This window comes from Agrobacterium sp. MCAB5 (assembly GCF_052114365.1).
In the GTDB taxonomy this organism is placed as follows: Bacteria; Pseudomonadota; Alphaproteobacteria; order Rhizobiales; family Rhizobiaceae; genus Agrobacterium; species Agrobacterium tumefaciens.
Map to the genome: position 1 here is coordinate 84,820 of NZ_JBFREP010000004.1, position 24,821 is coordinate 109,640.

20 protein-coding genes and 1 pseudogene are annotated in these 24,821 nt (G+C 59.0%); 9 read left to right on the forward strand and 12 right to left on the reverse strand.

The window, feature by feature from the left end:
* Positions 1 to 9 precede the first annotated feature (9 nt).
* The 6 genes and pseudogenes from AB4Z23_RS11105 to AB4Z23_RS11130 form a co-directional block, all read right to left on the reverse strand.
* Entirely contained in the window at positions 10 to 1,089 is a 1,080-nt protein-coding gene (locus AB4Z23_RS11105; protein WP_065687399.1) for an ABC transporter substrate-binding protein, read from the reverse strand.
* 884 nt (positions 1,090 to 1,973) lie between these two features.
* Positions 1,974 to 2,393: an NUDIX domain-containing protein gene (locus tag AB4Z23_RS11110; RefSeq protein ID WP_421477610.1), complete on the reverse strand. Its 420-nt coding sequence runs from the start codon at positions 2,391 to 2,393 to the stop codon at positions 1,974 to 1,976.
* Between the two features lie 32 nt (positions 2,394 to 2,425).
* Positions 2,426 to 3,940: a DEAD/DEAH box helicase gene (locus tag AB4Z23_RS11115; RefSeq protein ID WP_019567097.1), complete on the reverse strand. Its 1,515-nt coding sequence runs from the start codon at positions 3,938 to 3,940 to the stop codon at positions 2,426 to 2,428.
* Between the two features lie 220 nt (positions 3,941 to 4,160).
* Positions 4,161 to 5,477 carry a peptidoglycan DD-metalloendopeptidase family protein gene (locus tag AB4Z23_RS11120; RefSeq protein ID WP_441360113.1) on the reverse strand — a complete coding sequence of 439 codons (1,317 nt, stop codon included), beginning with the start codon at positions 5,475 to 5,477 and terminating at the stop codon, positions 4,161 to 4,163.
* 89 nt (positions 5,478 to 5,566) lie between these two features.
* Positions 5,567 to 6,396 (reverse strand): annotated as a pseudogene (locus tag AB4Z23_RS11125) (ferritin-like domain-containing protein).
* A 14-nt stretch (positions 6,397 to 6,410) separates the two neighbouring features.
* Positions 6,411 to 6,878, reverse strand: coding sequence for a peroxiredoxin (locus AB4Z23_RS11130; RefSeq protein WP_013636380.1), 468 nt, complete (start codon positions 6,876 to 6,878; stop codon positions 6,411 to 6,413).
* 118 nt (positions 6,879 to 6,996) lie between these two features.
* Between AB4Z23_RS11130 and AB4Z23_RS11135 the strand changes: the two genes are divergently transcribed.
* Entirely contained in the window at positions 6,997 to 10,380 is a 3,384-nt protein-coding gene (locus AB4Z23_RS11135; RefSeq protein WP_421477616.1) for a YhdP family protein, read from the forward strand.
* Positions 10,381 to 10,425: 45 nt separating this feature from the next.
* Here AB4Z23_RS11135 and tyrS read toward each other — a convergent pair whose 3' ends face one another.
* Positions 10,426 to 11,679 carry a tyrosine--tRNA ligase gene (tyrS, locus tag AB4Z23_RS11140; RefSeq protein WP_441360114.1) on the reverse strand — a complete coding sequence of 418 codons (1,254 nt, stop codon included), beginning with the start codon at positions 11,677 to 11,679 and terminating at the stop codon, positions 10,426 to 10,428.
* Positions 11,680 to 11,829: 150 nt separating this feature from the next.
* On the opposite strand from tyrS, the gene AB4Z23_RS11145 reads away from it, so the two are divergent.
* Positions 11,830 to 12,951 carry an anhydro-N-acetylmuramic acid kinase gene (locus tag AB4Z23_RS11145; protein ID WP_441360115.1) on the forward strand — a complete coding sequence of 374 codons (1,122 nt, stop codon included), beginning with the start codon at positions 11,830 to 11,832 and terminating at the stop codon, positions 12,949 to 12,951.
* A gap of 73 nt (positions 12,952 to 13,024) precedes the next feature.
* Here AB4Z23_RS11145 and AB4Z23_RS11150 read toward each other — a convergent pair whose 3' ends face one another.
* On the reverse strand, positions 13,025 to 13,702 hold the full coding sequence (locus AB4Z23_RS11150) for an alpha/beta hydrolase (protein WP_003507952.1): 678 nt from the start codon (positions 13,700 to 13,702) through the stop codon (positions 13,025 to 13,027).
* A gap of 211 nt (positions 13,703 to 13,913) precedes the next feature.
* Here AB4Z23_RS11150 and AB4Z23_RS11155 point away from each other — a divergent pair, with 211 nt between their 5' ends.
* The 7 genes from AB4Z23_RS11155 to sufA all read left to right on the forward strand — a co-directional run bounded on the left by AB4Z23_RS11155 (position 13,914) and on the right by sufA (position 21,029).
* The gene (locus tag AB4Z23_RS11155; protein WP_421477620.1) at positions 13,914 to 15,083 is read left to right on the forward strand and encodes a cysteine desulfurase family protein; all 1,170 of its coding nucleotides are present in this window, start codon (positions 13,914 to 13,916) and stop codon (positions 15,081 to 15,083) included.
* 200 nt (positions 15,084 to 15,283) lie between these two features.
* On the forward strand, positions 15,284 to 16,753 hold the full coding sequence (sufB, locus tag AB4Z23_RS11160) for a Fe-S cluster assembly protein SufB (protein ID WP_003507956.1): 1,470 nt from the start codon (positions 15,284 to 15,286) through the stop codon (positions 16,751 to 16,753).
* Positions 16,754 to 16,825: 72 nt separating this feature from the next.
* Entirely contained in the window at positions 16,826 to 17,581 is a 756-nt protein-coding gene (gene sufC / locus AB4Z23_RS11165) for a Fe-S cluster assembly ATPase SufC (RefSeq protein ID WP_003507958.1), read from the forward strand.
* A gap of 24 nt (positions 17,582 to 17,605) precedes the next feature.
* Complete coding sequence (sufD, locus tag AB4Z23_RS11170) at positions 17,606 to 18,877, forward strand: Fe-S cluster assembly protein SufD (protein WP_441360116.1); 1,272 nt, start codon at positions 17,606 to 17,608, stop codon at positions 18,875 to 18,877.
* Positions 18,870 to 20,120, forward strand: coding sequence for a cysteine desulfurase (locus AB4Z23_RS11175; protein ID WP_441360117.1), 1,251 nt, complete (start codon positions 18,870 to 18,872; stop codon positions 20,118 to 20,120). Before sufD ends, AB4Z23_RS11175 begins: the two co-directional genes overlap by 8 nt.
* Before the next feature lie 23 nt (positions 20,121 to 20,143).
* Positions 20,144 to 20,527, forward strand: a complete 384-nt coding sequence (locus AB4Z23_RS11180; protein WP_003515972.1) for an SUF system Fe-S cluster assembly protein — start codon at positions 20,144 to 20,146, stop codon at positions 20,525 to 20,527.
* Positions 20,528 to 20,639: 112 nt separating this feature from the next.
* On the forward strand, positions 20,640 to 21,029 hold the full coding sequence (sufA, locus tag AB4Z23_RS11185) for a Fe-S cluster assembly scaffold SufA (protein ID WP_441360118.1): 390 nt from the start codon (positions 20,640 to 20,642) through the stop codon (positions 21,027 to 21,029).
* A 21-nt stretch (positions 21,030 to 21,050) separates the two neighbouring features.
* Here sufA and AB4Z23_RS11190 read toward each other — a convergent pair whose 3' ends face one another.
* From AB4Z23_RS11190 to AB4Z23_RS11205, 4 genes are all read right to left on the reverse strand, one after another.
* Complete coding sequence (locus tag AB4Z23_RS11190) at positions 21,051 to 21,332, reverse strand: hypothetical protein (RefSeq protein ID WP_019567106.1); 282 nt, start codon at positions 21,330 to 21,332, stop codon at positions 21,051 to 21,053.
* A 62-nt stretch (positions 21,333 to 21,394) separates the two neighbouring features.
* On the reverse strand, positions 21,395 to 22,603 hold the full coding sequence (locus AB4Z23_RS11195; RefSeq protein ID WP_003515968.1) for an ABC transporter permease: 1,209 nt from the start codon (positions 22,601 to 22,603) through the stop codon (positions 21,395 to 21,397).
* Entirely contained in the window at positions 22,593 to 23,312 is a 720-nt protein-coding gene (locus tag AB4Z23_RS11200) for an ABC transporter ATP-binding protein (RefSeq protein ID WP_038491350.1), read from the reverse strand. Before AB4Z23_RS11200 ends, AB4Z23_RS11195 begins: the two co-directional genes overlap by 11 nt.
* 14 nt (positions 23,313 to 23,326) lie before the next feature.
* A complete protein-coding gene (locus AB4Z23_RS11205; RefSeq protein ID WP_306625590.1) occupies positions 23,327 to 24,625 on the reverse strand; it encodes an efflux RND transporter periplasmic adaptor subunit in 1,299 nt (432 codons plus the stop codon).
* Positions 24,626 to 24,821 lie beyond the last annotated feature (196 nt).

Sequence of the window (24,821 nt, forward strand, 5' to 3'; positions counted from 1 at the left end):
CGGCTTCACCTATTGTCTTTCGGCCTTGTCCGCCTGTTCGAAACGCTGGCCGTTCCAGCGCTGCAGGCGATAGGGATTGTCTGCAAGCTCATGCGAAGGGTTGAAAGCGATATCGCCTAGCACGGTTTTGAAGACGGTACCGTTCGCCAGTATCTCCGGTGCGGGTTTCCCTTGGGATTGGGCTGCTTCGGCAAGCGCCGCAGTCAGTTCCGCAGCCGCATAGGAGGGCAGGACGTAACCTTCCGGCTCGATATTGGCGGCACGCAATTCGCCGGCGACGGCCTGTGCCGAAGGCAATGTGTCATAGGCCGGGCGCGTGACCGCTAGCACATTTGCCGCAAGTGGCACGGGGTTGTTTGCCGCATTCATGGCGTCGCCGCTCATGATGGTGAGCGGAATGTTTTCGGAGCCGGCGTCTCTGGCGACAATCGCGACGTCGTTGCGTTCCGCGCCGATGAACACATGGGTGATGCCGGTGCGCCCCAGCCGGCGCACAAGCGCCACCTGTTGCTCCTGTGCCGGGCGCAGCGTATCGGTGAGTGTCGGTTTCAGCCCGTTCTCCTCCAGCGCCGAACGGATGCGATCTACCAGATCGCGACTGAAGATCGTGCCATCATCCACGAGGCCAATGGAATGTCCCTTCCAGTCGCGCAGGATGATTTCTGAGGCCCGGTCCGATTCGGCTTTGTCCGATGGCGCTAGGCGGAAAAGCGGCCAGCTGTATTTCAGAGCGTCTTCCATCAGGATCGGGGCACGGCTGGAAAGCGTGATTGCTGGAATGGCGGCTGACTTCAGAGGCGGCAGAACGCCCTGAAGCGTTTCCGTGCACAAAAAACCGATTGCCGCGCTGACCTTGGCGGCCACGAGACCATCGGCAATCGCGCCGCCGCTGCCGTCTTCGCAGCTTTCATGGATTTCGACGACATCTAGCCCGAGCTTGGCGGCCGCGGCCTTCGCGCCCTGCCTGACCTGTTGCCCCAGCAGTTCGTATGGGCCGTTCTGTGGGGCAACGATGCCGATCGACGCCGCGCATGCTGAGCCCGCAAAGGCAAAACCGGCGATGATCGTTAGCAGGCGAAGTGAAAGCATGACGTGCGCGAAATCCTGTTGTCCCGGTTTGATGTTTATCGGCAACAACTGGTTTTCCAAAGGAAAAATCGCTGATACCCATCATAATCGCACATCATCGTTCACTGCACGGCGGTTTTGATCGCAACTCATCCAATTTGAAACAACAGTCTGCAATGACGCGTTATGGTTGTATATATTCAATGTGATCGCGCGCGATTGTTTTTTGCCGAGATTCATCTTTTTTAAGGTCGGCAATTCACTCTGTAATTTCATAARAGCGGAAGTACTGCTCGTCATGGTTTAGAGCATTTTTACTTTATAAAACTGTAACATGCAGTGCGTATAAGCACAGTTTTATAAGGGCGGGTTTGCGATTTTGCCTTTTATAGTGCACCCCAATAAAATGCACATTTTATTTCCACTCATCTAATTTATTGATATAAAAAGAGAATATACATATTTCTCTGCGCKTTATTTGTGCTTTGCCATGTTTTTTTCGCATTTGCGAGAAGATCTGCTTGACGAAAAGTAAATGGTTAGATTAGATATAGGTGTTTCAGGGGACGACTGAAATTGGCTGTAACAAGCCTCGGAAGTGTTCCGAACGTAAGCACTGCCAAACTATATTACATTCTATATTCTATTATTTTCATTACGTATAAACCGCTTCGGGCAACCGGGGCGGTTTTTTATGTGATGCTAATTTAAGCAATTTTAAATTGCATTCGAAAAGCTTCGCGAAAAGATATTCTTCCAGCATTGGGTTTTCCGAAAGCAAATCGCGCAGGAGCGTCGCGTCTGTCGCAGGCGAGGCCTGTTTTTAGTGTAGCTCAAGGCGCTGTTGAAAGCCGCGAAAAGCCTACGCCGGTCAGCGCTGATGCCGCTTCCGTTCGCTAGCGGCTTTATTTTGTCAGAGCAGCCAGCGCGTCTTTTGCAAAGGCAGAGATGGGTTCGGGAAGGTTATCGGGGTCGAACCAGCCGATATCGGAAAGCTTGTCCGGTTCTGTCAGTACCGGCTCACCCTGCGTGTCGTGGGTGACGAAGATCAGCGAGACCCAATGGTGACGGTCTGCGACATTGATATATTCGCTATGACAGAGAAATTCGACCTTGCCGATTGTCAGCCCGGTCTCTTCTTCAGCTTCTCGCCGTGCTGCGGCGAGGGATGATTCAAGGTGATCGACTTTGCCGCCCGGAATATTCCAGTAYCCGGCTTCCGGCGCTTTCAAGCGCCKGCATAAAAGCAGGCGGCCATCACGCAATATGGCAAGCCCAACGCCGACGCCTGGAAGATCTTGTCCTGGCTTGATCGTCGGCGTCATGCGTATTGTTTCCTGCGTCAGGCCGTCGGGGCTCAGCCCTTGGCGTTGGCCACGATCAGCATGAAAGCGGGAATGTCATCGCCGAAACCAACAGGCGTCGGGCCATCGTCATGGTCACGGTAATGGCGACGACGGTCGCGGTTGTCGTCATTGGCGTGCAGCGGGTTCAGGTTGCGGCTGTTGCGCTCGGAATTGCGCGGGGTCTTTTCCGGTCTGCGTTCTGCCTTCACCTTGTCTTCTCCGTGAGCCGCGATGTCCGTATCCACAGTGGTGGATTGTGCACCCTGATTGATGTTTTCGACCGGCGATGCAGGTGCATCGCGACGGTTTCTGTCGCGGCCTCTGCCGCCACGTTCCTTGGTGCCCCGGCGGCCGGTATTGCTTTCAAAGCTTTCCATGGGCGCGGGGAGGGAGGACAGGTCACCGTTCAGCCATTCGACCTTCTCGGTGATCAGCTTTTCGATCGCGTCGAGATATTTCGCATCGCTCTTGGTGACGAGGGTGAAGGCCTTGCCCGARCGGCCAGCACGACCGGTACGGCCAATGCGGTGGACATAGTCTTCGGCATGAATGGGAACGTCGAAGTTGAAGACGTGGCTGACATCGGGAATATCAAGACCGCGGGCTGCAACGTCGGAAGCGACCAGCAGCGTCAGCTGACCGTCCCGAAAGTTCTGCAGCATGGTCGTGCGCGAACGCTGGTCCATGTCGCCATGCAGCGCGCCAACGGAAAAGCCGTGACGATCCAGCGAACGGAAGAGGTCGGCAACGTCCTTTTTGCGATTGCAGAAAATGATCGCGTTCTTGAGTTCGGCTTCTTCGGCACGGACGAGATCGCGCAGGACAGCGCGCTTCTCATAGTCCTTGTTGTGCGAAGCGACGATGCGCTGGGTAACGGTCTTTGCCGTGGAGGAGGGCTTGGCAACCTCGATACGGGTCGGGTTCTGCAGGAACCTGTCGGCAAGCTTCTGGATTTCCGGCGGCATGGTGGCCGAGAAGAACAGGGTTTGCCGGGTAAAGGGAATCATCTTGGCGATGCGTTCGATATCGGGAATGAAGCCCATATCCAGCATGCGATCGGCTTCATCGATCACGAGGATTTCAACGCCGGTCATCAGGAGCTTGCCGCGCTCGCAATGGTCGAGAAGGCGGCCGGGCGTGCAGATGAGAACATCGGCGCCACGCTCAAGCTTGCGGTCCTGATCTTCAAAAGAAACGCCACCAATCAGAAGGGCGACGTTCAGCTTGTGATTCTTGCCGTATTTCTCGAAGTTTTCGGCTACCTGTGCCGCCAGTTCGCGGGTCGGCTCGAGGATCAGCGTGCGCGGCATTCTGGCGCGTGCGCGGCCTTTTTCCAGCAGTGTGAGCATCGGCAGAACGAAGGATGCGGTTTTCCCCGTGCCGGTCTGTGCGATACCGCAGATATCACGCTTTTCGAGAGCGGGCGGAATTGCGCCAGCCTGAATGGGTGTCGGCGTCGTGTAGCCGGCATCTGCAATAGCGGAAAGAACTTTTTGGCTCAGGCCAAGATCAGAGAATGTTGTCAAAGGAAGAACTTTTTCCGTTCTGGTTCGGTAAGAATACCTGCGTGCCGCTGCGACACTTGCAAAGACTTGGCGCGGGGATATGCCCAAATTGCCAGAAAGTCAAGGAAACAACCGGAAATGCGCGCGAAACGGCAAGACGTTGGCGAGGCTTTTGAGCCTTSGRCGCGGTTTCKGGCGATTTATCGCAAAAAGGGCGAAAAAAAGCGTTAAAATCGGACTGCTATTTGAGATAGGTTTTAAGCTCGGCCCCGGCGACCAGAAACCGCATCGGATCAACAGGCGTGTCGTTGCGGCGGACCTCGTAATGTACGTGCGGACCGGTGGAGCGGCCGGTGCTSCCRGCACGGCCAACGATGTCGCCGGCCTCCACCTTGTCGCCGGCTTTGACCAGAATGGTGGAGAGATGGCCGAATCGCGTCGATACGCCCTGGCCGTGATCGATCTCGACCATATTGCCGTAGCCGCCGGARTTTTCCGCAACCGTCACCTTTCCAGCGCCCGTCGCCTTGACGTCGGCGCCTGTTTCGGCGCGAAAATCGATGCCGGTATGTAAGGCAGGCCGTCCAAGGAAAGGGTCGAGCCGGTTTCCGAATCGGCTGGTGATCGCCCTGCCGGGAGCCGGATTGCCAAAGGGCAGGGCGGTTGCGGTTTCCTTGACGATATCCAGCCGGTTGAGCGCATTATCTAGATTGGTCAGAGACATATTGAAGGGATCGGTTTCATTCCCCTGCGGGTCCGCATAGGGGCCGCCGACACCGTCCGTGCCACTTTCGTCGATTTTCAGACCCGCCTGCCGGATGATATCCTGCATCGCGCTTGCCTTGTTCTCGGCGTCGCTGGTCAGTCTGGCGATCCGTGATATCTGCTGGCGTTCGATATCCTTCAACGACAGCGTGACCTTGGAAAACACGCGGTCGGCGCGGTCGGAAGGCGTTTCGCCGTTTTCGGGCACATAGGACGCCCGCTTGTCGGTTCCGGCTGGCTTTTCCGGCTGCGACGGGCGGGGCGCCATCAGATTTTCTATGGCGGAGAGGCCACCTGTCAGATCGGCGCGCTTTTCCGGYGCCATCGCGTTCGAGAGCGAGGAGGGCGCGGTTGGAATGGGTGCCGTGGYCGTGGAGGCGGCGATGCCGGAATTTTCCGCGCGCTCCAGCAATTCGCTCATSCGCCCGTGTCTGGACGTGAGTGCCGCCTGCTGTTGCAGCAGYTTTTCCACTTTCTTTTCAACCACCTGCTGGTCGAGCAATTGTCTTGAGGTAACGCGGTCCACCTGCGCCCTCAGCGCGGCGATACGGTCTTCGTAATCGTGCTGCATGCGGGTCTGGCGCGCCATGGTCGCGCCGATCAGGTCGTCACGCAGGATGAGATAGCCGGTGGCGCCCAGATAACCGAGCGAGAAAAGGCCGATCGTGCAGCCGGCAAGCGCCGTCATCCACGGCCGGATCGTCATGTGCCGGACCTTGTCACCGCTTGCCAGCACCAGAACGTGCTGCTGCCGCTTTTTGCCGAATACCCGGTTTTCCGCTGTATCAGTCAAAATCTCTCTCCGGACTGGCCGATTTCTCACAGGAAATCATACTTCGTTAAGGTTAACGAAGTTTTGCACCATGCGCCGGGCTGCGGGCGTCAGCCGCTGTTGCTGACAGCGGTGAGGGAGCGGTAAAAGGATGGCGTCAACCCGGCTTCGGCACGGGCGAGGTCGTTGAAGGGTGGTTTCAGCGGTCCGCGGAAATTGGCACGCACCAGTTGCCTGAAGGTTGCTGCCGGGTCCTTCTTTTCGCGGGCGCACAGGAAGCGAAACCATTTGGCGCCGATGGCGACATGACCCTTTTCGTCATTGTAGATGACATCGAGAACGGCGGCGCTTTCAAGGTCTCCGGTTTCGCGCATCTTCGCCTGCAGGGAGGGCGTCACGTCCAGTCCGCGCGCCTCGAGGATGAGCGGTACGACTGCGAGCCGCGCGGTGAGGTCGTTGCGGGTTGAATGCGCCGCCTGCCAGAGCCCGTCATGGGCGGGCAGATCGCCGTAATCCGCGCCGAGGTTTCGCAGCCTTTCCCGCACCAGCCGGAAATGTTTCGCCTCCTCGAAGGCAACCTGCATCCAGCCGTTGAAAAAGGAATGCGGCACCGGCTCGCTGGCATAACGGGGACGATGTCGAGCGCGAGGTCAACGGCGTTCAGCTCGATATGGGCGATGGCGTGCAACAGCGCTATGCGACCCTTGACGCTGTGGAGGGAGCGGCGCTCGACGGCGGTCGGCGGAACGAGTTCCGGTTTATCCGGCCTGCCCGGACGTTCGGGCAKGGGTGGATCTAGGGGGGAGCGCAGCGACAGGCGGTGCTCGAACCATCGTGTCGCCGTTTCCTGCGCCAGTGCGGTTTTTCTGTCGAGATCGGCGCAGGCAATCGCCTCGGTGGCGCCGCCGCGCAGCGAGATGATCCTGAAGGTGGGCGTCACGACAGGGGCGTCTCTCAGAGCTTCCGTGCGGCGTCGAGAACGGCCTGTGCGTGGCCCGGAACCTTCACCTTGTTCCAGATTTCCGCGATCGTACCGTCAGGTGCTACGAGGACGGTGGTGCGTTCGACACCCATGTATTTTTTGCCATACATGCTTTTTTCCTTCCAGACGCCGTAGGCCTCGAGCGCCTTCCGTTCCTCGTCGGCGGCCAGCATCACCGAAAGCTTGTGTTTTGCAGCAAACTTGTCGTGGCTTTTGACGCTATCAGGGGAAATGCCGATGACGACAGTATTGGCGGCCTCGAATTCCGCGCCAAGGGCACTGAAATCTATCGCTTCGGCGGTGCAGCCGGATGTGTCGTCCTTCGGGTAGAAATAGAGAACGACCGCCTTGCCTCGCAGGCCGGACAATGTCACCGTTCCTTCACCGTTGCGGGGCAAAGTAAAATCCGGGGCAGGGCTGCCAATCGTCAGTTCTGTCATAATCATCTTTCTTTCGCCGGGATGTTGAGTGAAAGTCGCCACATTCGATATATAGCGAAACCGGGCGTCGTCCAGTGTTGAGGCGAAACAAAAGCTATTCAGGGGCAAACACGGGCGTATGGCTGAAGTAAGGGGTGAAAAGGTCAAGTTCAGCAAGCGCGATATCGTTGCGCTGCATGATCTTCCTTCGGCGCAGGCCGAAGATCCTCTCATCGTGCATTGCCCGGCGCCGCGCTCCATGGCKCGTGCTCTCATCAAGATTTTCGCTGCTCTTTTCGTACTGGCCTTCCTGTCCATCGGCGGCATCATTGTCTCCGTCGAAACCGGATCGATCGACAATGCCCTTTCCAGCCAGGCGCAGCAGGCGCTCGAACGGGCGCTCGGACCCCACTACAGCGCGCGAATCGGTTCTTCGGCCATCAGGTTCTCGACCGGGCTGCGGCTTGCGCTGGTGGCGGAGGATGTGGATATCGTCGAGAAGGAATCCGGCCAGCATTTGAGCCGGGCAAGGGCTATCGGCATGGCGCTCGATCCGCTAGCGCTTTTGACCGGACGCGTCTCCGTGCAAAGCCTCGAGGCCGACGGGATGGAACTCGATACGGCCCTTTTGCCCAAGGGTAACGGTTTCGATCTCGCCAGCATCCGGCTGGACGCGGTGCCGCAGCAGTTGCAGGCGGCGTTTTCCCAGCTGGACAAATTGGCGCAGGCGTTTTTAAGCAGCGGAACAGAGGAAATCGATATTTCCAGCGTTTCGATCCACTTGCCGCCGAGCGAAGCCGGCAAGCCACGCGTCGTTGAAGTGCGTGAACTTTCGTTGACCCCTGACCAGCAGGGCGGATATTCGCTTGAGGGTGAAACGCTGTTTAACGGCGAAATCGCCAGCCTGTCGCTAAAGACATCGGGATCAGGCGGTGTGATCGACGGTTTTGACGCGCGCATCGACGGTTTCGACATCGGTCCTTTTCTGGAAAAATTCGATCCTGAAGGCAATCTTCATGAGGGGCTGAACGTCAAGACCGGTGTCAGCATCCTCGCCCGGCGTTCCATGCCCGGACATGAGCCGCGGCTGGAAATCTCGCTCGGCATGGGCAATGGAATGCTTCTTATCGGCGGCGAGGCTCAGCCCTTCACGGCCGGCACCGTCAATGCGCGCTACGATTTTCAGAAAAGCAGTCTTGTCATTGCGAATTCGCGGATCGATCTCGGCCGAACGGCTATTCCGGTCACTGGGGAAATCACGGATACCCAAGAGGGCTTCGGTCTTTCGCTGCGGATCGACAATGCGGTTGCCTCGGCTGAAGCCTCTGGCGAAGAACCCGTTCCTTTCAGCTTGAAGGCGGACGGGCAATTCAATGTCGCGACCAGGCAGCTTGAGGTTCCCTCRCTCTACGTTACCGGCCCGCTTGGAGACATGGCAGGCTCGCTGAAAATCCGCTTCGGCCAGGGCTCGCCTGAAATCAGTTTCGCCGGACAGATTCCCAAGATGGAGGCCACGGCGGTCAAGCAGCTCTGGCCGTTCTGGATGGCGCACAAGCCGCGCGAGTGGGTGGTCTCCAATCTTTATGGCGGCACGGTCACGAACGGCTCGATTGCGATCTTCATTCCTCAGGGACGGATGTGCGGTCCCGGTTGCCCGCTGGTGCTGGGCGAGAGCGAAATGCAGATCCGCTTCGATATCGACGGTACGCGTCTCAATACCACCGGCGACATTCCGCCGCTGCGCGACGTTGATGCGCATTTCAATCTCGTCGGCGGCCGGATGAATGTCGATCTCAAGAACGCGACATCCTATTTCGCCTCCAATCGGTCGCTTGCGCTGGAGGACAGCCGGTTCTCCATGTCCGACGTCTATGCAAAGCCCCTGCTTGGGAATCTCGAGTTGAACGTTTCGGGCTCGGCCGATGCCGTGGCGGAGCTTGCGACGCTGAAGCCCATCAATGCGCTCAAGGATACGCAGTTCAAGCCGGATGACTTCACCGGCGACGTGACGGCGAATGCAAAGCTGACCGTCGGCATGCTTTCCAGCCAAAATCCACCGCCGCCGGTGTGGACTGCCGATCTCGATCTGAAGAACCTGTCGCTGACAAAGCCGTTTGCCGGCCGCAAGGTGACCGCGCTTGACGGTTTCATGTCCATCAACGACCGGCAGCTCAAGCTTGAAGGCAAGGGCCGGGTGGACGATGTGCCGATGTCTATCGAGATGACGGAGCCGGTGCGCAAGAACAGCGACGTTGCTCCAACGCTGTCGCTGAGAGCAACCCTGAACGAGACGCAGGTCGCCAAGCTTGCACCGGAGCTTTCCACGGTTCTTGGCGGCACGACCGTTGTGGAAATCGATGGCGCGGATACGAAAAGTCAGGAGATACAGCTCGATCTGGCGAAGGCGTCTATCATTCTGCCGGGGCTTGGATGGAGCAAGGGCGTCGGTATTCCGGCAAAAGCGACCTTTACCCTGGAAACCAGCGATGGCCGCACGACGATCAGTGATTTCTCCCTAACCGGGGACGGCTTCGGCGCTGCCGGAGATGTCACCTTCACCAAGAACGGGCTGATTTCGGCCGATCTCAGCCGCGTGCAATTGTCACCTTCCGACAATTACGCCGTCGCCGTCAGTGCCTCCAAAAACGGATACAGCATCAACGCTTCGGGAAAATCTGCCGATCTCCGGCCTTTCCTCTCAAAGCTTCGCAGTTCCTCAGGGGCAGGTGATGGCACATCGCGTTCGCAGCCGTCCCTTGCCATCAAGGCGCAACTCGACAAGGTCTACGGCTTTAATGACGAGATCCTTTCCAATGTCAGTGCCGATGTCAGTGTGCGTGACGGCAAGGTCCGTTCGGTTGATTTTCGCGGCGTCACMGGCAGGGGCCAGGCGGTTGTGGCKCAGACGACCAATCGCGGCGCGACGGGAACCGTGACGCTTACCAGCAGCGAYGCCGGTTCTCTTGCCCGTTTCACCAATATCTACACCCGCATTCGCGGTGGTCTTCTCAATCTCGCACTCTCGACCGTCAACGGCAGCGACTGGAGCGGCTCGCTCGATCTGCGCAATTTCGCCGTCGTCAACGAAGCGAAGCTTCAGGATATCGTCGCCACGCCGACGGGCGATGACGGCCGGAGCCTCAACACGGCGGTCCGCCGCAATATCGATGTCAGCTCGGAGAAATTCCAGCGCGGTTTTGCCCGGCTCGTTTACGTCAACGGCTCGGTTGCGGTGGAAAACGGCGTGGTGCGCGGCGAACAGATCGGTGCGACCTTCCAGGGCCTGCTGAAAGACCAGAACGGCCGTATGGACATGACCGGCACCTTCATGCCCGCCTATGGCCTGAACCGGCTGTTCGGCGAGCTGCCCTTTATCGGCATCTTCCTCGGCAACGGCCGCGACCGGGGGCTGCTCGGCATCACCTTCAAGCTTTCCGGCCAGACGGACCAGCCGAAGCTGACTATAAACCCGCTGTCGCTGATAGCGCCCGGCGTCTTCAGGCAGATTTTCGAGTTTCAATAAAAAGGGCCGCTTCCGCGGCCCTTTATCTGATGATTTGCGCGGGTGTTACGCCGGGCGAACGAGAACGTGCTTCTTCTTGCCAACCGAAAGCTTGATGAGGCCATCGCCGGTGATCTCGGCGGAACCGATCATCTGGCGATCGTCGGATACGCCCTTGTCGTTGATCTTTACCGCGCCGCCCTGAACGTGACGGCGGGCTTCGCCATTCGAGCCGGCAAGGCCAGCSCGGACGATGAGCGACAGGACGCCGACGCCGGCATCGAGTTCGGATGCCGGAACCTCGATGGAGGGCAGGTTTTCAGCAAGCGCGCCTTCCTCGAAAGTCTTGCGCGCCGTTTCGGCAGCTTCTTCGGCAGCGGCACGGCCATGCAGRATRGCCGTCACTTCCGTTGCGAGGATTTTCTTCGCCTCGTTGATCTCAGATCCGCCAAGGGCGGCGATGCGTGCGATCTCATCCATCGGCAGCGTGGTGAAGAGCTTCGCGAAGCGAACCACGTCCGCGTCTTCCGTGTTGCGCCAGTATTGCCAGAAATCATAGACCGGCAGCAGGTCCTTGTTGAGCCAGACGGCACCGGACGCGGACTTGCCCATCTTCGCACCCGAAGACGTGGTCAAAAGCGGGGAGGTCAGCGCATAGAGCTGCGGTGTCCCCATGCGGTGACCGAGRTCGATGCCGTTGATGATGTTGCCCCAYTGGTCAGAGCCGCCCATCTGCAGGCGGCAGCCGGTACGCTGGTTCAGCTCCACGAAATCGTAGGCCTGGAGGATCATGTAATTGAATTCGAGGAAGGACAGCGACTGCTCGCGGTCGAGGCGCGTCTTCACGCTGTCGAAGGACAGCATGCGGTTGACCGAGAAGTGGCGGCCGACGTCGCGCAGGAATTCGAGGTAGTTGAGTCCACGCAGCCAGTCGGCATTGTTGATCATCAGYGCCGGATTTTCCGCGCGATCGTAATCGAGGTAGTTGGCGAAGACGTGCTTGAGCGAGGTGATGTTGTCCTCGATCATGTCGATTGTCATCAGCTTGCGGGCCTCCTCCTTGAAGGAGGGATCGCCAACCATGCCGGTGCCGCCGCCCATAAGCGAAATCGGCTGGTGACCGGTCTTCTGCATCCAGTGCAGCATCATGATCTGGGTGAGGTGGCCGACATGCAGGCTGGAGGCCGTCGGGTCATAGCCGATATAGGCGGTCACGGTTTCCTTGGCGAACAGTTCGTCGAGACCCGACTCGTCGGAGATCTGGTGAATGAAGCCGCGCTCATCGAGCGTGCGGAGGAAATCGGACTTGAACCTGGACATAACCTTTTTCTTTCTGGTTGGACCTTTGCCGTCATTGTCTGTCAATGAACGCGGGGGGCTTTACCATTGTTTTTTGAAAAGTGCACCCGTTTCGGCCATGAATAACGGCGATTCATCTCCGCATGATTCGATATTGAAAGGGAGCAGCGCGTGGGCGAGGTCAAAACTGCAATCGGGCTGATGAGCGGGACGTCGATGGACGGCATCGATATCGCCCTGTTGCGCACGGATGGCGAAAACGTGGTCCGGCATGGGCCGAGCGGTTATTTCCCCTATGATCCGGGCCTGCGCGCCACGTGGCAGAAGGCGCTGGTTACGGCCAAAGCCATTCGCGAACGGCACGAGCGTCCGGGTGACCTCGCGGATGCGGAACGCAAGCTGACGCTTGCCCATGCGGCGGCRGTCAAATCCTTCCTCCACCGCCACCGGCTTGAAGCCAGCGATATAGACGTGATCGGTTTTCATGGCCAGACGGTGCTGCATCGGCCGGATGAGGCGTTGACCGTGCAGATCGGCAACGGCGCGCTTCTGGCCGAGGAAACCGGTATCGATGTGGTGTACGACATGCGTGCCAACGACATGGTGCATGGCGGGCAGGGCGCACCGCTCATTCCTGCGTACCACATGGCGCTCTCCGCCAATCTGCCTGATGGCTTCGAAACGCCCGCCGTCTTCGTCAATATCGGCGGCATATCCAATCTCACCTATATCGGCGAGGCAGGGCGGCTTGCGGCTTTCGATAGCGGTCCCGGCAATATGCTGATCGACCAGTGGATCGAGGCGCATACGGGCAAAGCCTTCGACAAGGGCGGCAGGACGGCGGCGGGCGGCAGCGTCGTWGCCTCGCTCGTCACGCGCTACATGGAAAGYCCGTTCTTCTCGGCCAATATCCGCCGCTCGCTTGACCGCAGCGATTTCGTGCCGCCGCRAAAGGGCGAGGTTTCGCTRGCGGACGGCGCACGCACGCTRTCGCATCTGACGGGTGCCGCGATCCTCAAATCGGCGAGCTATCTGCCGGAAGCGGCTAAGACCTATGTGATCTGCGGCGGCGGGCGGCTCAATCCTGTTATCATGGAAGAGTTTGCGAGCCTTGCTGCCAAGCAGGGTGCGCGGGTAATCGCGGCGGAAGAGGCGGGGTTCGACGGCGGGGCGATGGAGGCGGAGGCCTGGGCCTATCTGGCGGTGCGATCGCTGAAGGGGCTGCCGCTAACATATCCGGGGACGACCGGTGTGAATGAGCCGGTTACGGGTGGGGTTTTGGTCAGGGCGTAATAGACGACGGCGAGCCAAGCCCGCCGTCGATCATTGTAGGTAGATCAACAATGACCTAAGCTGCGCTCCTAAATCACCGAATGCGCTTCGCTGCCGGTTCCGGAACCAGTTCGCCATTCAGGCGGCGGTCGAGGTAGTCCTCACATTCGCTCATCAGCTCATCAACCTTGCCGTTGAAGAAGTGGTTGGCGCCGGGAAGGGTGCGGTGGGTGATGAGGATGCCCTTCTGGGTCTTCAGCTTTTCGACCAGACCGTTGACATCCTTCTCAGGCGCGACCTTGTCGGCGTCGCCATTGATGATGAGGCCGGAAGACGGGCAGGGGGCGAGGAAAGAGAAGTCGTAGGTGTTGGGCTGCGGCGCAATCGACATGAAACCTTCGATTTCCGGGCGACGCATCAGAAGCTGCATGCCGATCCAGGCGCCGAAGGAATAACCGGCGACCCAGCAGCTTTTCGAATCGGGATGCAGGCTCTGCACCCAGTCGAGAGCGGACGCGGCATCGGAAAGCTCGCCGGCGCCATGGTCAAACTCGCCCTGGCTGCGGCCGATGGAGCGAAAGTTGAACCGGAGCGTCGTGAAACCGCGCTTCTGGAAAAGATAGAAGAGCTGATAAACGATCTGGTTGTTCATCGTGCCGCCGAACTGCGGGTGCGGATGAAGGATGATCGCTATCGGCGCGCTCTTTTCCTTGGAGGGTTGATAACGGCCTTCGAGGCGACCCGCAGGGCCGTTAAAAATGACTTCGGGCATTGGTACTCCGGTCGTGTTTTTTCATTCTCCAACCGCATTCTTCCGACGAGAAGACTTGACGAACTGTGTCATCTTTTCTAGAACGCAGTTTAGAATAATTCGAAACTTTGCGTGTGCTTAAGCACTCGGACCGTGTCATAAGGCAAGCGCAACTGTAATTTCAAGAAAAATGCGTTTTGGCGCATGGAAGATTGAGCGAAGCTTTTCCGCGATGACGGTTTTGACGCGCACATATATGGACTGGAACGCCACGGCGCCGCTTTTGCCTGCCGTGCGGGATGCTCTTGTCCACGCTCTCGATATCACGGGTAATCCGTCCTCCGTACACCGGGAAGGGCGCGCAGCCCGTGCGGCCGTCGAGGCCGCGCGTCGTGACGTTGCTGTGGTCTGCGGCGCCCAGGCGTCGCATGTGACCTTTACGAGCGGTGCGACCGAAGCGGCCAATCTGGTGCTTTCGCCTGAATTCAAGATGGGGCGCGCTCCCGTACGCTATGGTCGTCTTTACGTTTCGGCGATCGAACACCCGGCTTTTCGCGAAGGGGGCCGGTTCGACAAGGCTGACGTTACGGAAATTCCCGTTACGTCAGCGGGTGTCATCGATCTTGCGGCCCTTGATGCGCTGCTGTCAGCGCACGACAAGTCCACTGGTCTGCCGATGGTCGCCTGCATGCTGGTCAATAATGAGACCGGCATTCTTCAGCCGGTGGCTGAAGCGGCGCGGCTTGCACATGCAGCTGGGGGATTGATGGTCGTCGATGCCGTGCAGGCTGCCGGCCGCGTTCCGCTCGATATCAATGCATTGGAGGCCGATTTCCTTGTGATCTCGTCCCACAAGCTTGGTGGCCCGAAGGGTGCTGGGGCGCTGGTGTCCCGCGGCGAGGTGATGATGCCGAAGCCGCTGATTCATGGTGGCGGTCAGGAAAAGGGACATCGTTCCGGTACTGAAAATACCCTGTCGGTCATCGGTTTCGGTGCCGCCGCCGCTATTGCTGCGCAAAACCTCGAGACCGAAGCGACGCGTCTTGCAGCGCTGCGCGCAAGGCTGGAAGACGGCATGCGGGCAGTCGCGCCTGACGTGATCATCTACGGTGAGGATGTCGGCCGTGTCGGCAATACCACGTTTTTCACCTTGCCCGGTTTGAAGGCGGAAACGGGCCAGATTGCATTCGATATCGAAGGCATTGCGCTYTCGGCCGGTTCGGCCTGCTCTTCCGGCAAGGTGGGTGAAAGCCATGTGCTGACGGCGATGGGACGCGATCCCAAGCTTGGCGCACTCAGGATTTCCCTTGGTCATGCGACTGATGAGGCGGATATCGAGCACGCGCTCGCAGCCTTTACGAAAATTGCCGGGCGGCGCAGGCTGACCGGTCAGGCCGCTTAAAATGCGGCAAAGAATTGCGGAATAGCAATTTTCCGCTTGCCGGGATGTGTGAAAAGCGCCATCCCGCACTTACATGGGTATAAGCTCCGCCCCGTTTATACGGGCCCGGATTATTTGCCCGAAGATGGATGAAGGCGGCTATCCGCCTTGATACGTTGACAAGCCACCGGACCTTGGCTCCGGCGAGATTGGAGAACGACATGGCAGCGGTTCAGGAAACGATCGATCAGGTTCGCCAGATCGATGTGGACCAGTATAAATACGGCTTCGAAACCGAAATTGAAGTCGACAAGGCCCCGAAGGGCCTTTCGGAAGAGGTGATCCGCTTCATCTCGGCCAAGAAGCAGGAGCCGGAATGGATGCTGGAATGGCGTCTTGAGGCTTACAAGCGCTGGCTGACGATGGAAGAGCCGACATGGGCGCGCGTCAGCTACCCCAAGATCGACTTCAACGATCTCTATTATTATGCCGCACCGAAAAGCACGCCCGGCCCGAAGTCGCTGGACGAAGTCGATCCGGAGCTGCTGAAGGTTTACGAGAAGCTGGGTATCCCGCTGAAGGAACAGGAAATCCTGGCCGGCGTGGAAAACCGTCGTGTGGCCGTGGATGCGGTGTTCGACAGCGTCTCCGTTGTCACCACCTTCAAGGCGGAACTGGCAAAGGCCGGCGTGATCTTCATGTCGATCTCCGAAGCCGTGCGCGAATATCCTGATCTGGTGAAGAAATATCTCGGTTCGGTCGTGCCGCAGACGGACAATTTCTACGCAACGCTGAACTCGGCCGTCTTTACCGATGGTTCCTTCGTGTTCGTGCCGAAGGGCGTGCGGTGCCCGATGGAGCTTTCCACCTATTTTCGCATCAACGAAAAGAACACCGGACAGTTCGAGCGCACGCTGATCATCGCYGAAGARGGCGCCTACGTCTCCTATCTGGAAGGCTGCACGGCACCTCAGCGCGACGAGAACCAGCTTCACGCCGCCGTGGTGGAACTSGTGGCACTCGACGATGCCGAAATCAAATATTCCACAGTCCAGAACTGGTATCCGGGCGACAAGGACGGCAAGGGCGGCATCTACAACTTCGTGACCAAGCGCGGCGATTGCCGTGGCAACCGTTCGAAGATTTCGTGGACGCAGGTTGAAACCGGTTCTGCCATCACCTGGAAATACCCGTCCTGCATTTTGCGCGGCGACGACAGCCGTGGCGAATTCTATTCGATTGCGGTTTCCAACGGCCATCAGCAGATCGACAGTGGCACCAAGATGATCCATCTCGGCAAGAATACGTCGAGCCGCATCATCGCCAAGGGCATTGCCGCCGGTTTCTCGGAAAACGTCTATCGCGGACAGGTCTCGGCTCACCGCAAGGCGACCAACACGCGCAACTTCACGCAGTGCGACTCGCTTCTGATCGGTGACAAGTGCGGCGCGCATACCGTGCCCTATATCGAGGCGAAGAACTCGTCTGCTCATTTCGAGCATGAGGCGACCACGTCSAAGATTTCCGAAGACCAGCTGTTCTATTGCCTGCARCGCGGCATTCCCGAGGAGTCGGCCATCGCACTGATCGTCAACGGCTTCGTGAAGGATGTCATCCAGCAGCTGCCGATGGAGTTTGCGGTTGAAGCGCAGAAGCTGATCGGCATTTCGCTGGAAGGTTCGGTCGGCTGATCGTCATACGAATACGCACTTTGAGTGCGCGGTTTCGCGCACCTTCGCTCACACTATTCTTAGGATAAAACCATGCTTGAAATCATCGACCTGCACGCAAAGATCGCCGATACCGAAACCGAGATCATCAAGGGCCTCAACCTGAAGGTTGCTGCCGGTGAAGTTGCGGCCATCATGGGCCCGAACGGTTCCGGCAAGTCGACGCTGTCCTACATCCTGTCGGGCCGCGAAGATTACGAAGTCACCTCCGGTGACATCCTCTATAACGGCGAAAGCATTCTGGAACTGGATGCCGCCGAGCGCGCTGCCAAGGGTATTTTCCTGGCCTTCCAGTATCCGGTCGAAATTCCGGGTGTTGCCACCATGCAGTTCCTCAAGGTTGCTATGAACGAGCAACGCAAGGCGCGCGGCGAGGCCGAGCTGACGACGCCGGACTTTATCCGTCGCGTCAAGGAAGCTGCCGGCGATCTGAAGATCGACATGGACATGCTGAAGCGTCCGCTTAACGTTGGTTTCTCCGGCGGTGAAAAGAAGCGCGCCGAAATCCTGCAGATGGCGCTGCTGGAGCCGAAGCTGTGCGTTCTCGACGAAACCGATAGCGGCCTCGACATCGACGCGCTGAAGATCGTGGCTGATGGCGTCAACGCGCTGAAGTCGCCGGATCGCGCCACTGTCGTCATCACCCACTACCAGCGCCTGCTCGATTACATCGTGCCTGATAGCGTTCACGTTCTTTACAAGGGCAAGATCATCCGTTCGGGCGACAAGGCCCTGGCGCTGGAGCTGGAAAACAATGGTTACGCCGACATCATCGGTGAAGCGGCCTAAGCCAGAGGCCAGGAGGTGATGTCCATGAACATTCAAACGACCAATCGGCTGACGCCAGCGGAAACCGCGCTGATCGACGCCTATACCGCCAAGTTCAGCGAATTGCCGGGCAATGGTGCGGTTGTCGCCGCCCGTGACGTGCTGTTCGACGATCTGAAGACCGGCGGTCTTCCGACCCGCCGCATCGAGGCGTGGCACTATACCGATCTCAAGAGCCTGTTGCGTGCCATTCCCGAGGACCAGCCCGCACCTGTTATCGACGAGCAGGCGTCTGTTGTCGCCGGCTCGTCCGTCGCCTACGTGCTGCATGGCACGGCCAATGTCGGCAAGATCGAAGACATCGGCGTTTCCAGCTTTGCCGAGAGCCTGCTTGACGGCTCGGCCGCCACAGGCCTTGCGGAAGCCAGCAAGGACGACGTGATCGGCCGTATCAACGGCAGCTTCGTGCGCGACGGYCTGAYGCTCGACATTCCCGCYGATGCCGAGATCGAAAAGCCGATCGAATTGCAGGCGATCCATGGCGCAGGTCAGGTTCACAGCCGCTTCCCGGTGCGCTTCGGCAAGGGTTCCAAGGCGACCGTCATCGAGCGTCACCTTTCGGTGACTTCGGATGCCGCCCTGGTTTCCTCCGTCACCGACATCGTTGTCGAAGACGGTGCGGAAGTGACCTGGATCATCCTGCAGCAACAGGGTGCGGCCGATATTCATCTTGGCCAGCTGCGCATGAAAATCGGTGCGGACGCCAAGATTCGTCTATTCGTCATCAATGCCGGCGGTAAGCTGGTGCGGCAGGAACTGCGCATCGACGTGGACGGCGAGGGTACTGACCTCATCGTTCGCGGCGTCAACCTGTTGGGCGGCGAAACCCATACCGACGTGACGATGGTTCTTGGCCACAACGTGCCGAACACGACCTCGACRGAAGTGTTCCGCAACGTGGTCTTCGACCGTGCAAAGGGCATTTTCCAGGGCATGATCCGGGTTGCCCCCGATGCCCAGAAGACCGATGCGAAGATGGCGTGTAATACGCTGCTGATGTCTGACGATGGCGAGTTCTCGGCAAAGCCGGAGCTTGAAATCTTCGCCGACGACGTTCAGTGCGGTCACGGTGCGACGGTTGCCGATATTGACGACAACCATCTCTATTATCTTATGGCGCGCGGCGTGCCGCGGGCAAAAGCGCGGGCGATGCTCGTCAATGCCTTCGTCGCTGAGATCGCCGAGGAACTGGAAGAAGAAAATCTGGTAGAGGCGCTGGAGACTATCATCTCCGGCTGGCTGGAACATCATGCCTGAGAGCGAACGCGCCGCATTGGCGGCCCCTTATGACGTTGAAGCCGTGCGGAAGRATTTCCCGATCCTGTCGCGCGAGGTCTATGGCAAGCCGCTGGTCTATCTCGACAACGGCGCGTCCGCTCAAAAACCGCAGGTGGTGATCGACGCCGTTTCGCATGCYTATTCCAATGAATAYGCGAATGTGCATCGTGGCCTGCATTTCCTCTCCAATGCCGCAACCGACGCCTATGAGGCGGCGCGCGAAAAGGTGCGCCGTTTCCTGAATGCCGGTTCGGTGGACGAGATCGTCTTCACCAAATCCTCCACCGAGGCGATCAATACGGTTGCTTACGGTTACGGCATGCCAAAGATCGGCGAGGGCGACGAGATCGTCATCTCGATCATGGAACATCACTCCAACATCGTGCCGTGGCATTTCATTCGCGAGCGGCAGGGCGCGAAGCTCGTCTGGGTGCCTGTCGATGACGACGGCGCGTTCCATATCGAGGCTTTCGAAAAAAGCCTGACGGAGCGCACCAAGCTCGTTGCCATCACCCATATGTCGAATGCGCTGGGCACCATCGTGCCAGTCAAGGAAATCTGCCGCATCGCCCATGAGCGCGGCATTCCGGTGCTTGTCGATGGCTCTCAGGGCGCGGTTCACATGCCGGTCGACGTGCGCGATATCGATTGCGACTGGTACGTCATGACCGGCCACAAGCTTTACGGTCCCTCGGGCATCGGCGTGCTCTACGGCAAGGCTGACCGCCTGAGCGAGATGCGGCCGTTCCAGGGCGGCGGCGAGATGATCCTCGACGTGTCCGAAGACAATGTGACCTATAACGAGCCGCCGCATCGTTTCGAAGCGGGAACGCCGCCCATCGTGCAGGCTATCGGTCTTGGCTATGCGCTTGATTATATGGACAATCTCGGCCGTGCCGCGATTGCAGCCCACGAGGCTGATCTTGCGGCCTATGCTGCCGAGCGGCTGCGCGAGGTCAACTCACTGCGAATCATCGGCAATGCGCCTGATAAGGGCGGTATCTTCTCCTTCGAACTCGAGGGCATCCATGCCCATGACGTGTCGATGGTGATAGACCGGCGCGGCGTTGCCGTGCGTGCCGGCACCCATTGTGCCATGCCGCTCTTGAAACGGTTCGGCGTCACCTCCACATGCCGGGCATCGTTCGGCCTTTACAATACCCGCGCCGAAGTAGATCGTCTTGTCGAGGCGCTTGAYTATGCGCGCAAATTTTTCGCCTGATATCAGGATTGAGGTTCAGGACCATGACTGCCGAAGCCACTGCAAAGACMCATGATGTGACCGAAGACGCTGCAAAGCCGTCTTCCATTGCGCCCGACGAACTGGCGCGTCTTAGCGACGACGTGATCGCGGCGCTGAAAACCGTGTACGATCCGGAAATTCCGGCCGATATTTTCGAACTCGGTCTCGTTTACAAGATCGACATCGAGGACGACCGGATGGTCAAGATCGTCATGACGCTGACAGCRCCSGGCTGCCCGGTGGCCGGCGAAATGCCGGGCTGGGTGGAAAAYGCCGTCGGCGCKGTCGAAGGTGTTTCCGGTGTCGAAGTGTCGATGACCTTCGATCCGCCGTGGACGCCGGACCGCATGTCGGAAGAGGCTCAGGTCGCCGTCGGCTGGTATTGAGACTGACGTGATTTTGACAGGCGTCATCCCTTGATGGCGCCTTCAAGCGCTATTAAATTGAAATCCATAAACATCGAGCCTTGAACTCGATTGTCGAAGGAGAATTAAGCCCATGGGCTTTGCGATCATGACCATGACCGGCGCTGCTGCCTCGCGCGTTAAAGCAATCGTCGAGAATTCCGGCCCGGACGCCAAGGGTGTRCGCRTCGGCATCAAGAAGGGCGGCTGCGCGGGCATGGAATATACCATCGACCTCGTGACGGAAGCGGATGCGAAGGACGATCTGGTCGAATTCGATGGAGCCAAGGTGTGGGTTCAGCCCTCCGCCGTGCTCTATCTGCTCGGCACCCAGATGGATTTTGAAGTGACCAAGATGCGCTCCGGCTTCACCTTCAACAACCCGAACCAGACGTCCGCTTGCGGCTGCGGTGAGTCGGTGGAACTGAAGCCTGCCGATCTGGCGGCGCTGGCGAAGCAGCGCGAGGCTGAAGCCAGCGTTTGATTGGCTGCGCCATTTTTCCGATCAGCGGGATGTTTGCTGTTTCAACGTATCGATAAAATCCGCCAGCGGATGAATCGATGGCGTCGTTGTCAAAAGCGGCTCGAGAGCTGCTGCAATCTTCCCGCAATCCTCCTCGGCAAGTGGTCGAAGGCTGGAGCTGACTTTGTTGTAGTCGGGCGTTCCGCGTGACGCGAGGGAGCGATTGATCACAAACAGTTCCGTTTGTCCGTCAATTCGTTCCACGAAGAGCGCAAGCGAACCGCCGTCTGCAGCAGCGGCGCTATCCGATACCGATTTGAACATCGAAACTCTCCGTAAATCATGAACCTATTCGGTCGAGGCCGTTGCAGCCTCGACGGCTCGTTTCACTCGTGTCGCAGCGCCTCGATCGGGCTCAAACTCGCTGCCCGCCGCGCCGGGAAATAGCCGAAAATCACGCCGATGGCAGCCGAGAAGGCGAAGGCGAGGAAGATGATCGACGGGCTGGTGACGAAGGGCACGTTGAGGAAGCTGACGACGCCATAGGCAAGGCCAAGGCCCGTTAATATGCCGACCGTGCCGCCCAGGGCAGAGAGCATGACGGCTTCCACCAGAAACTGCGTCAGTACCTGTTTTTCCAGTGCGCCGATGGCGAGGCGAATGCCGATCTCRCGGGTGCGCTCGGTTACCGAAACCAGCATGATGTTCATGATGCCGATGCCGCCGACCAGCAGGCTGACGGCTGCAACCGCACCCAGRAGCCCGGTGAGCAGCGTCGTCGTGCCGGTCATGGCAGAGGCGATCTGCGTCATGTCGTTGACGGTGAAATCATCCTCGCGGCCAATGTTGATGCGCCGCCGTTCCCGCAGCAGGTTCTGCAGGTCGCTTTGCACCTTGGCGGTGGAAACGCCGTCCTGCGCGGAGACCATGATGGAGGAAATGGTGGTGGTGCCGCCGATGCGCCGCTGRTGGATTTTGAGCGGCATGATGATCGTGTCATCCTGATCGTCGCCGAGGCCGGATTGGCCTTTTCGGGCGAGAACACCGATGACGGGGCAGGAGATGTTGCTGACGCGGATCGTCTGGCCGACAGGGTTTTCCGCACCGAACAGTTCCTGCCGCACCGTTTCGCCGATGATGCAGCCTATCTGCCCGCCGCGATCTTCGGCCGGCTGGAAGTCACGGCCCAGCGCAAGCGTCCAGTCCTGTGCCACAAGATAATCATTGGTGGTGCCGATGACGCTTGTCTGGTGGTTCTTGCCGCCGAAAATGACCGTTGCGGCGGAGCTGCGGTTTTGAGGAGCAACGGCGCGCAGGCCGCTGATCTGGTTGCGGATCGCCTCAACATCGCGATCATCGAAACGTTTGGCTTCCGTGCTGGCGCGGCCGGGCCCGAACTGGCCGGGGCGCACGAACAGCATGTTGGTGCCGAGCCGCGACAATTCCGATTTCACCTGTTCAGTCGTGCCGTTGCCGATGGTTACCATGGCGATGACGGCGGCAACACCGATGACGACGCCGAGCACGGTGAGGAAGGAGCGGAGCAGGTTGCGGCTGATGGCACGCAGCGCAAGACGCGACGTTTCAAAGAACATCGGAAGTCTCCTTGTTTTCCGCTGCGCTGTCGGAGGCGAGATGGCCGTCCACGAAACGCAGGAGGCGTCCTGCATGGGCAGCGATATCCTCTTCATGCGTGACCATGACGACCGTAATGCCCTTGTCGCGGTTGAGCGTGGTGATCAGCTCCATGATCTCGGCGCTGGTTTTGGTGTCGAGGTTGCCTGTGGGTTCGTCGGCCAGAAGCAGAGCGGGGCGGGTGACGATGGCCCGTGCAATGGCCACACGCTGCTGCTGACCGCCGGAAAGCTCCTGCGTCGTGTGGTGCTCGCGGCCCTTCAGACCCACCTGTGCAAGCGCCTCCATGGCGCGCGCGCGCCGTTCCGAGGCTTTCATGCCCCGGTACACGAGCGGCAGCTCGACATTTTCCACCGCCGAGGTCCGCGACAGGAGGTTGAAGCCCTGAAACACGAAACCCAGCATGTGGCGGCGCAGCAGCGTCAGATGTTCATTGTCGAAACCGCTGGTCGGCACGCCCTGAAACAGATATTCGCCCGATGTCGGCACATCCAGGCAGCCGATGATGTTCATCGAGGTGGATTTGCCGGAGCCGGATGGCCCCATGATGGCGACGAATTCCTTCTCGTGGATCGACAGGCTGACGCCGTCAAGCGCGCGGATCGTCGCTTCGCCCCGGCCATATTGCTTGACGACATCGCGGAATTCTATGAGCGGCGGCTGTTGCATGCGGTTTTCCTCCGTCAGCCGGCGTTGCGGGCTGAGGCGTCGGTAATCACCAGRTCGTCGGCCTTCAACTCGCCCGATTTTACCACGGTATGCTGGCCATCGGTGGAGCCGGTTTCGATCGAAACCGAGACGGGCGTGTTGTTACGCAGCACCCACACCGTTCTTTTGCCTGTCGCGGCTGGACCGGCATCGCGGTTCTGTGACCGGCCCATGCGGGGCGGGCGGAACAGGCTCATCAAGCCACCGCCACGGGAGGCGGATTCGCGCGGCGGCGTATATCGGAGCGCGGAATTCGGCACCAGCAGCGTATTCTTGATCTCCTCGACGACGATATTGGCGGTTGCCGTCATGCCGGGGCGCAGCAGCAATTCCTCATTGTCCACCGTCAATATGCCCTTGTAGGTCACTACGTTAGACACGGTCTCGGAGGCGAAACGCACGGTCTCTATTTCAGCCGGGAAGCTACGGTCGGGATAAGCATCGACGTTGAAGGTGGCCTTCTGCCCGGTTTCAACCTTGCCGACATCCGCCTCATCCACCGACACCTGCAATTCCATATGGCGCAGATCGCCAGCAATGGTGAACAGAACGGGAGCGTTGAGCGAGGAGGCAACGGTGGCGCCGGGATCGACACTGCGGGTGAGGATGACACCATCGATGGGCGAGACGATCTTCGCCTTGCCGAGATTGACCTCGGCCAGTCGCAAATCCGCTTCCGCCGAAAGCACGGTCGCCTCATTGACCTGTAGCGTGGCGCCGGCGGCATCGTGGTTGAACTGCGCGGCATCCAGATCCTGCTGGCTGGAGACCCGGCTCTGGACGAGGGACCGCAGACGCTCCATCGATGTTTTTGCCGAGCCGAGATCGGCGCGCGCCTTCAGTACATTGGCCTTGGCGGAGGCAAGCTTGGCGCGGGCGCTCTGCACGTCGGCCTCCAGCTTGTTGGTGTCCAGTTCCGCCAGAATATCGCCTGATTTGACCGGGCTGTTATAGGTAACGTTGACCTTGCGAATGGTGCCGGACAATTCGCTCGATATGTCGACCTGATCGGTCGGCTGGACTGAGCCGGTGGAGGTTACGATGACGGAAAGGTCGCCCTGTCTCGCCGCTTCCGTGGTGTAGGTATAGGCGACGCCTGCGGCACGCGACTGGTAATAATAACCAAGGCCCCCGCCGATCAGCACCACGGCTGCTGCGGCATAGAGATAGCGGCGCGACTTCTTCTTTCTACCTGACCTGCTGGTACCCAGAATGTCCCGCAGATCGGGCTGGCTGTTTTCCGTGTCGCGGCCATTGGTGTTGGCGTCATTCATTTTCGTCACCCGCAAAATTCAAAATACCACAGAGGATTGTTTCCAACCCCTGTTTCCGGTCCGTCTGTCGCTGTTTGTATTCCTCTGATTGTGGGAAGTGACATAGCTTGCCTAAAGGGGGAAGTGAAAACTTGGTAATATTTATGATAGCTCTGGTCTGCTAGAGATAAATCCGAAAAGGCCGATGCCATTGATG

Excerpts from the sequence above, each read along its gene's own strand:
- AB4Z23_RS11130 (WP_013636380.1), bottom strand. The coding sequence starts at position 6,878 with ATGACAGAACTGACGATTGGCAGCCCTGCCCCGGATTTTACTTTGCCC.
- AB4Z23_RS11200 (WP_038491350.1), bottom strand. The coding sequence starts at position 23,312 with ATGCAACAGCCGCCGCTCATAGAATTCCGCGATGTCGTCAAGCAATAT.
- sufC (WP_003507958.1), top strand. The coding sequence starts at position 16,826 with ATGCTTGAAATCATCGACCTGCACGCAAAGATCGCCGATACCGAAACC.
- AB4Z23_RS11150 (WP_003507952.1), bottom strand. The coding sequence starts at position 13,702 with ATGCCCGAAGTCATTTTTAACGGCCCTGCGGGTCGCCTCGAAGGCCGT.
- AB4Z23_RS11190 (WP_019567106.1), bottom strand. The coding sequence starts at position 21,332 with ATGTTCAAATCGGTATCGGATAGCGCCGCTGCTGCAGACGGCGGTTCG.
- AB4Z23_RS11105 (WP_065687399.1), bottom strand. The coding sequence starts at position 1,089 with ATGCTTTCACTTCGCCTGCTAACGATCATCGCCGGTTTTGCCTTTGCG.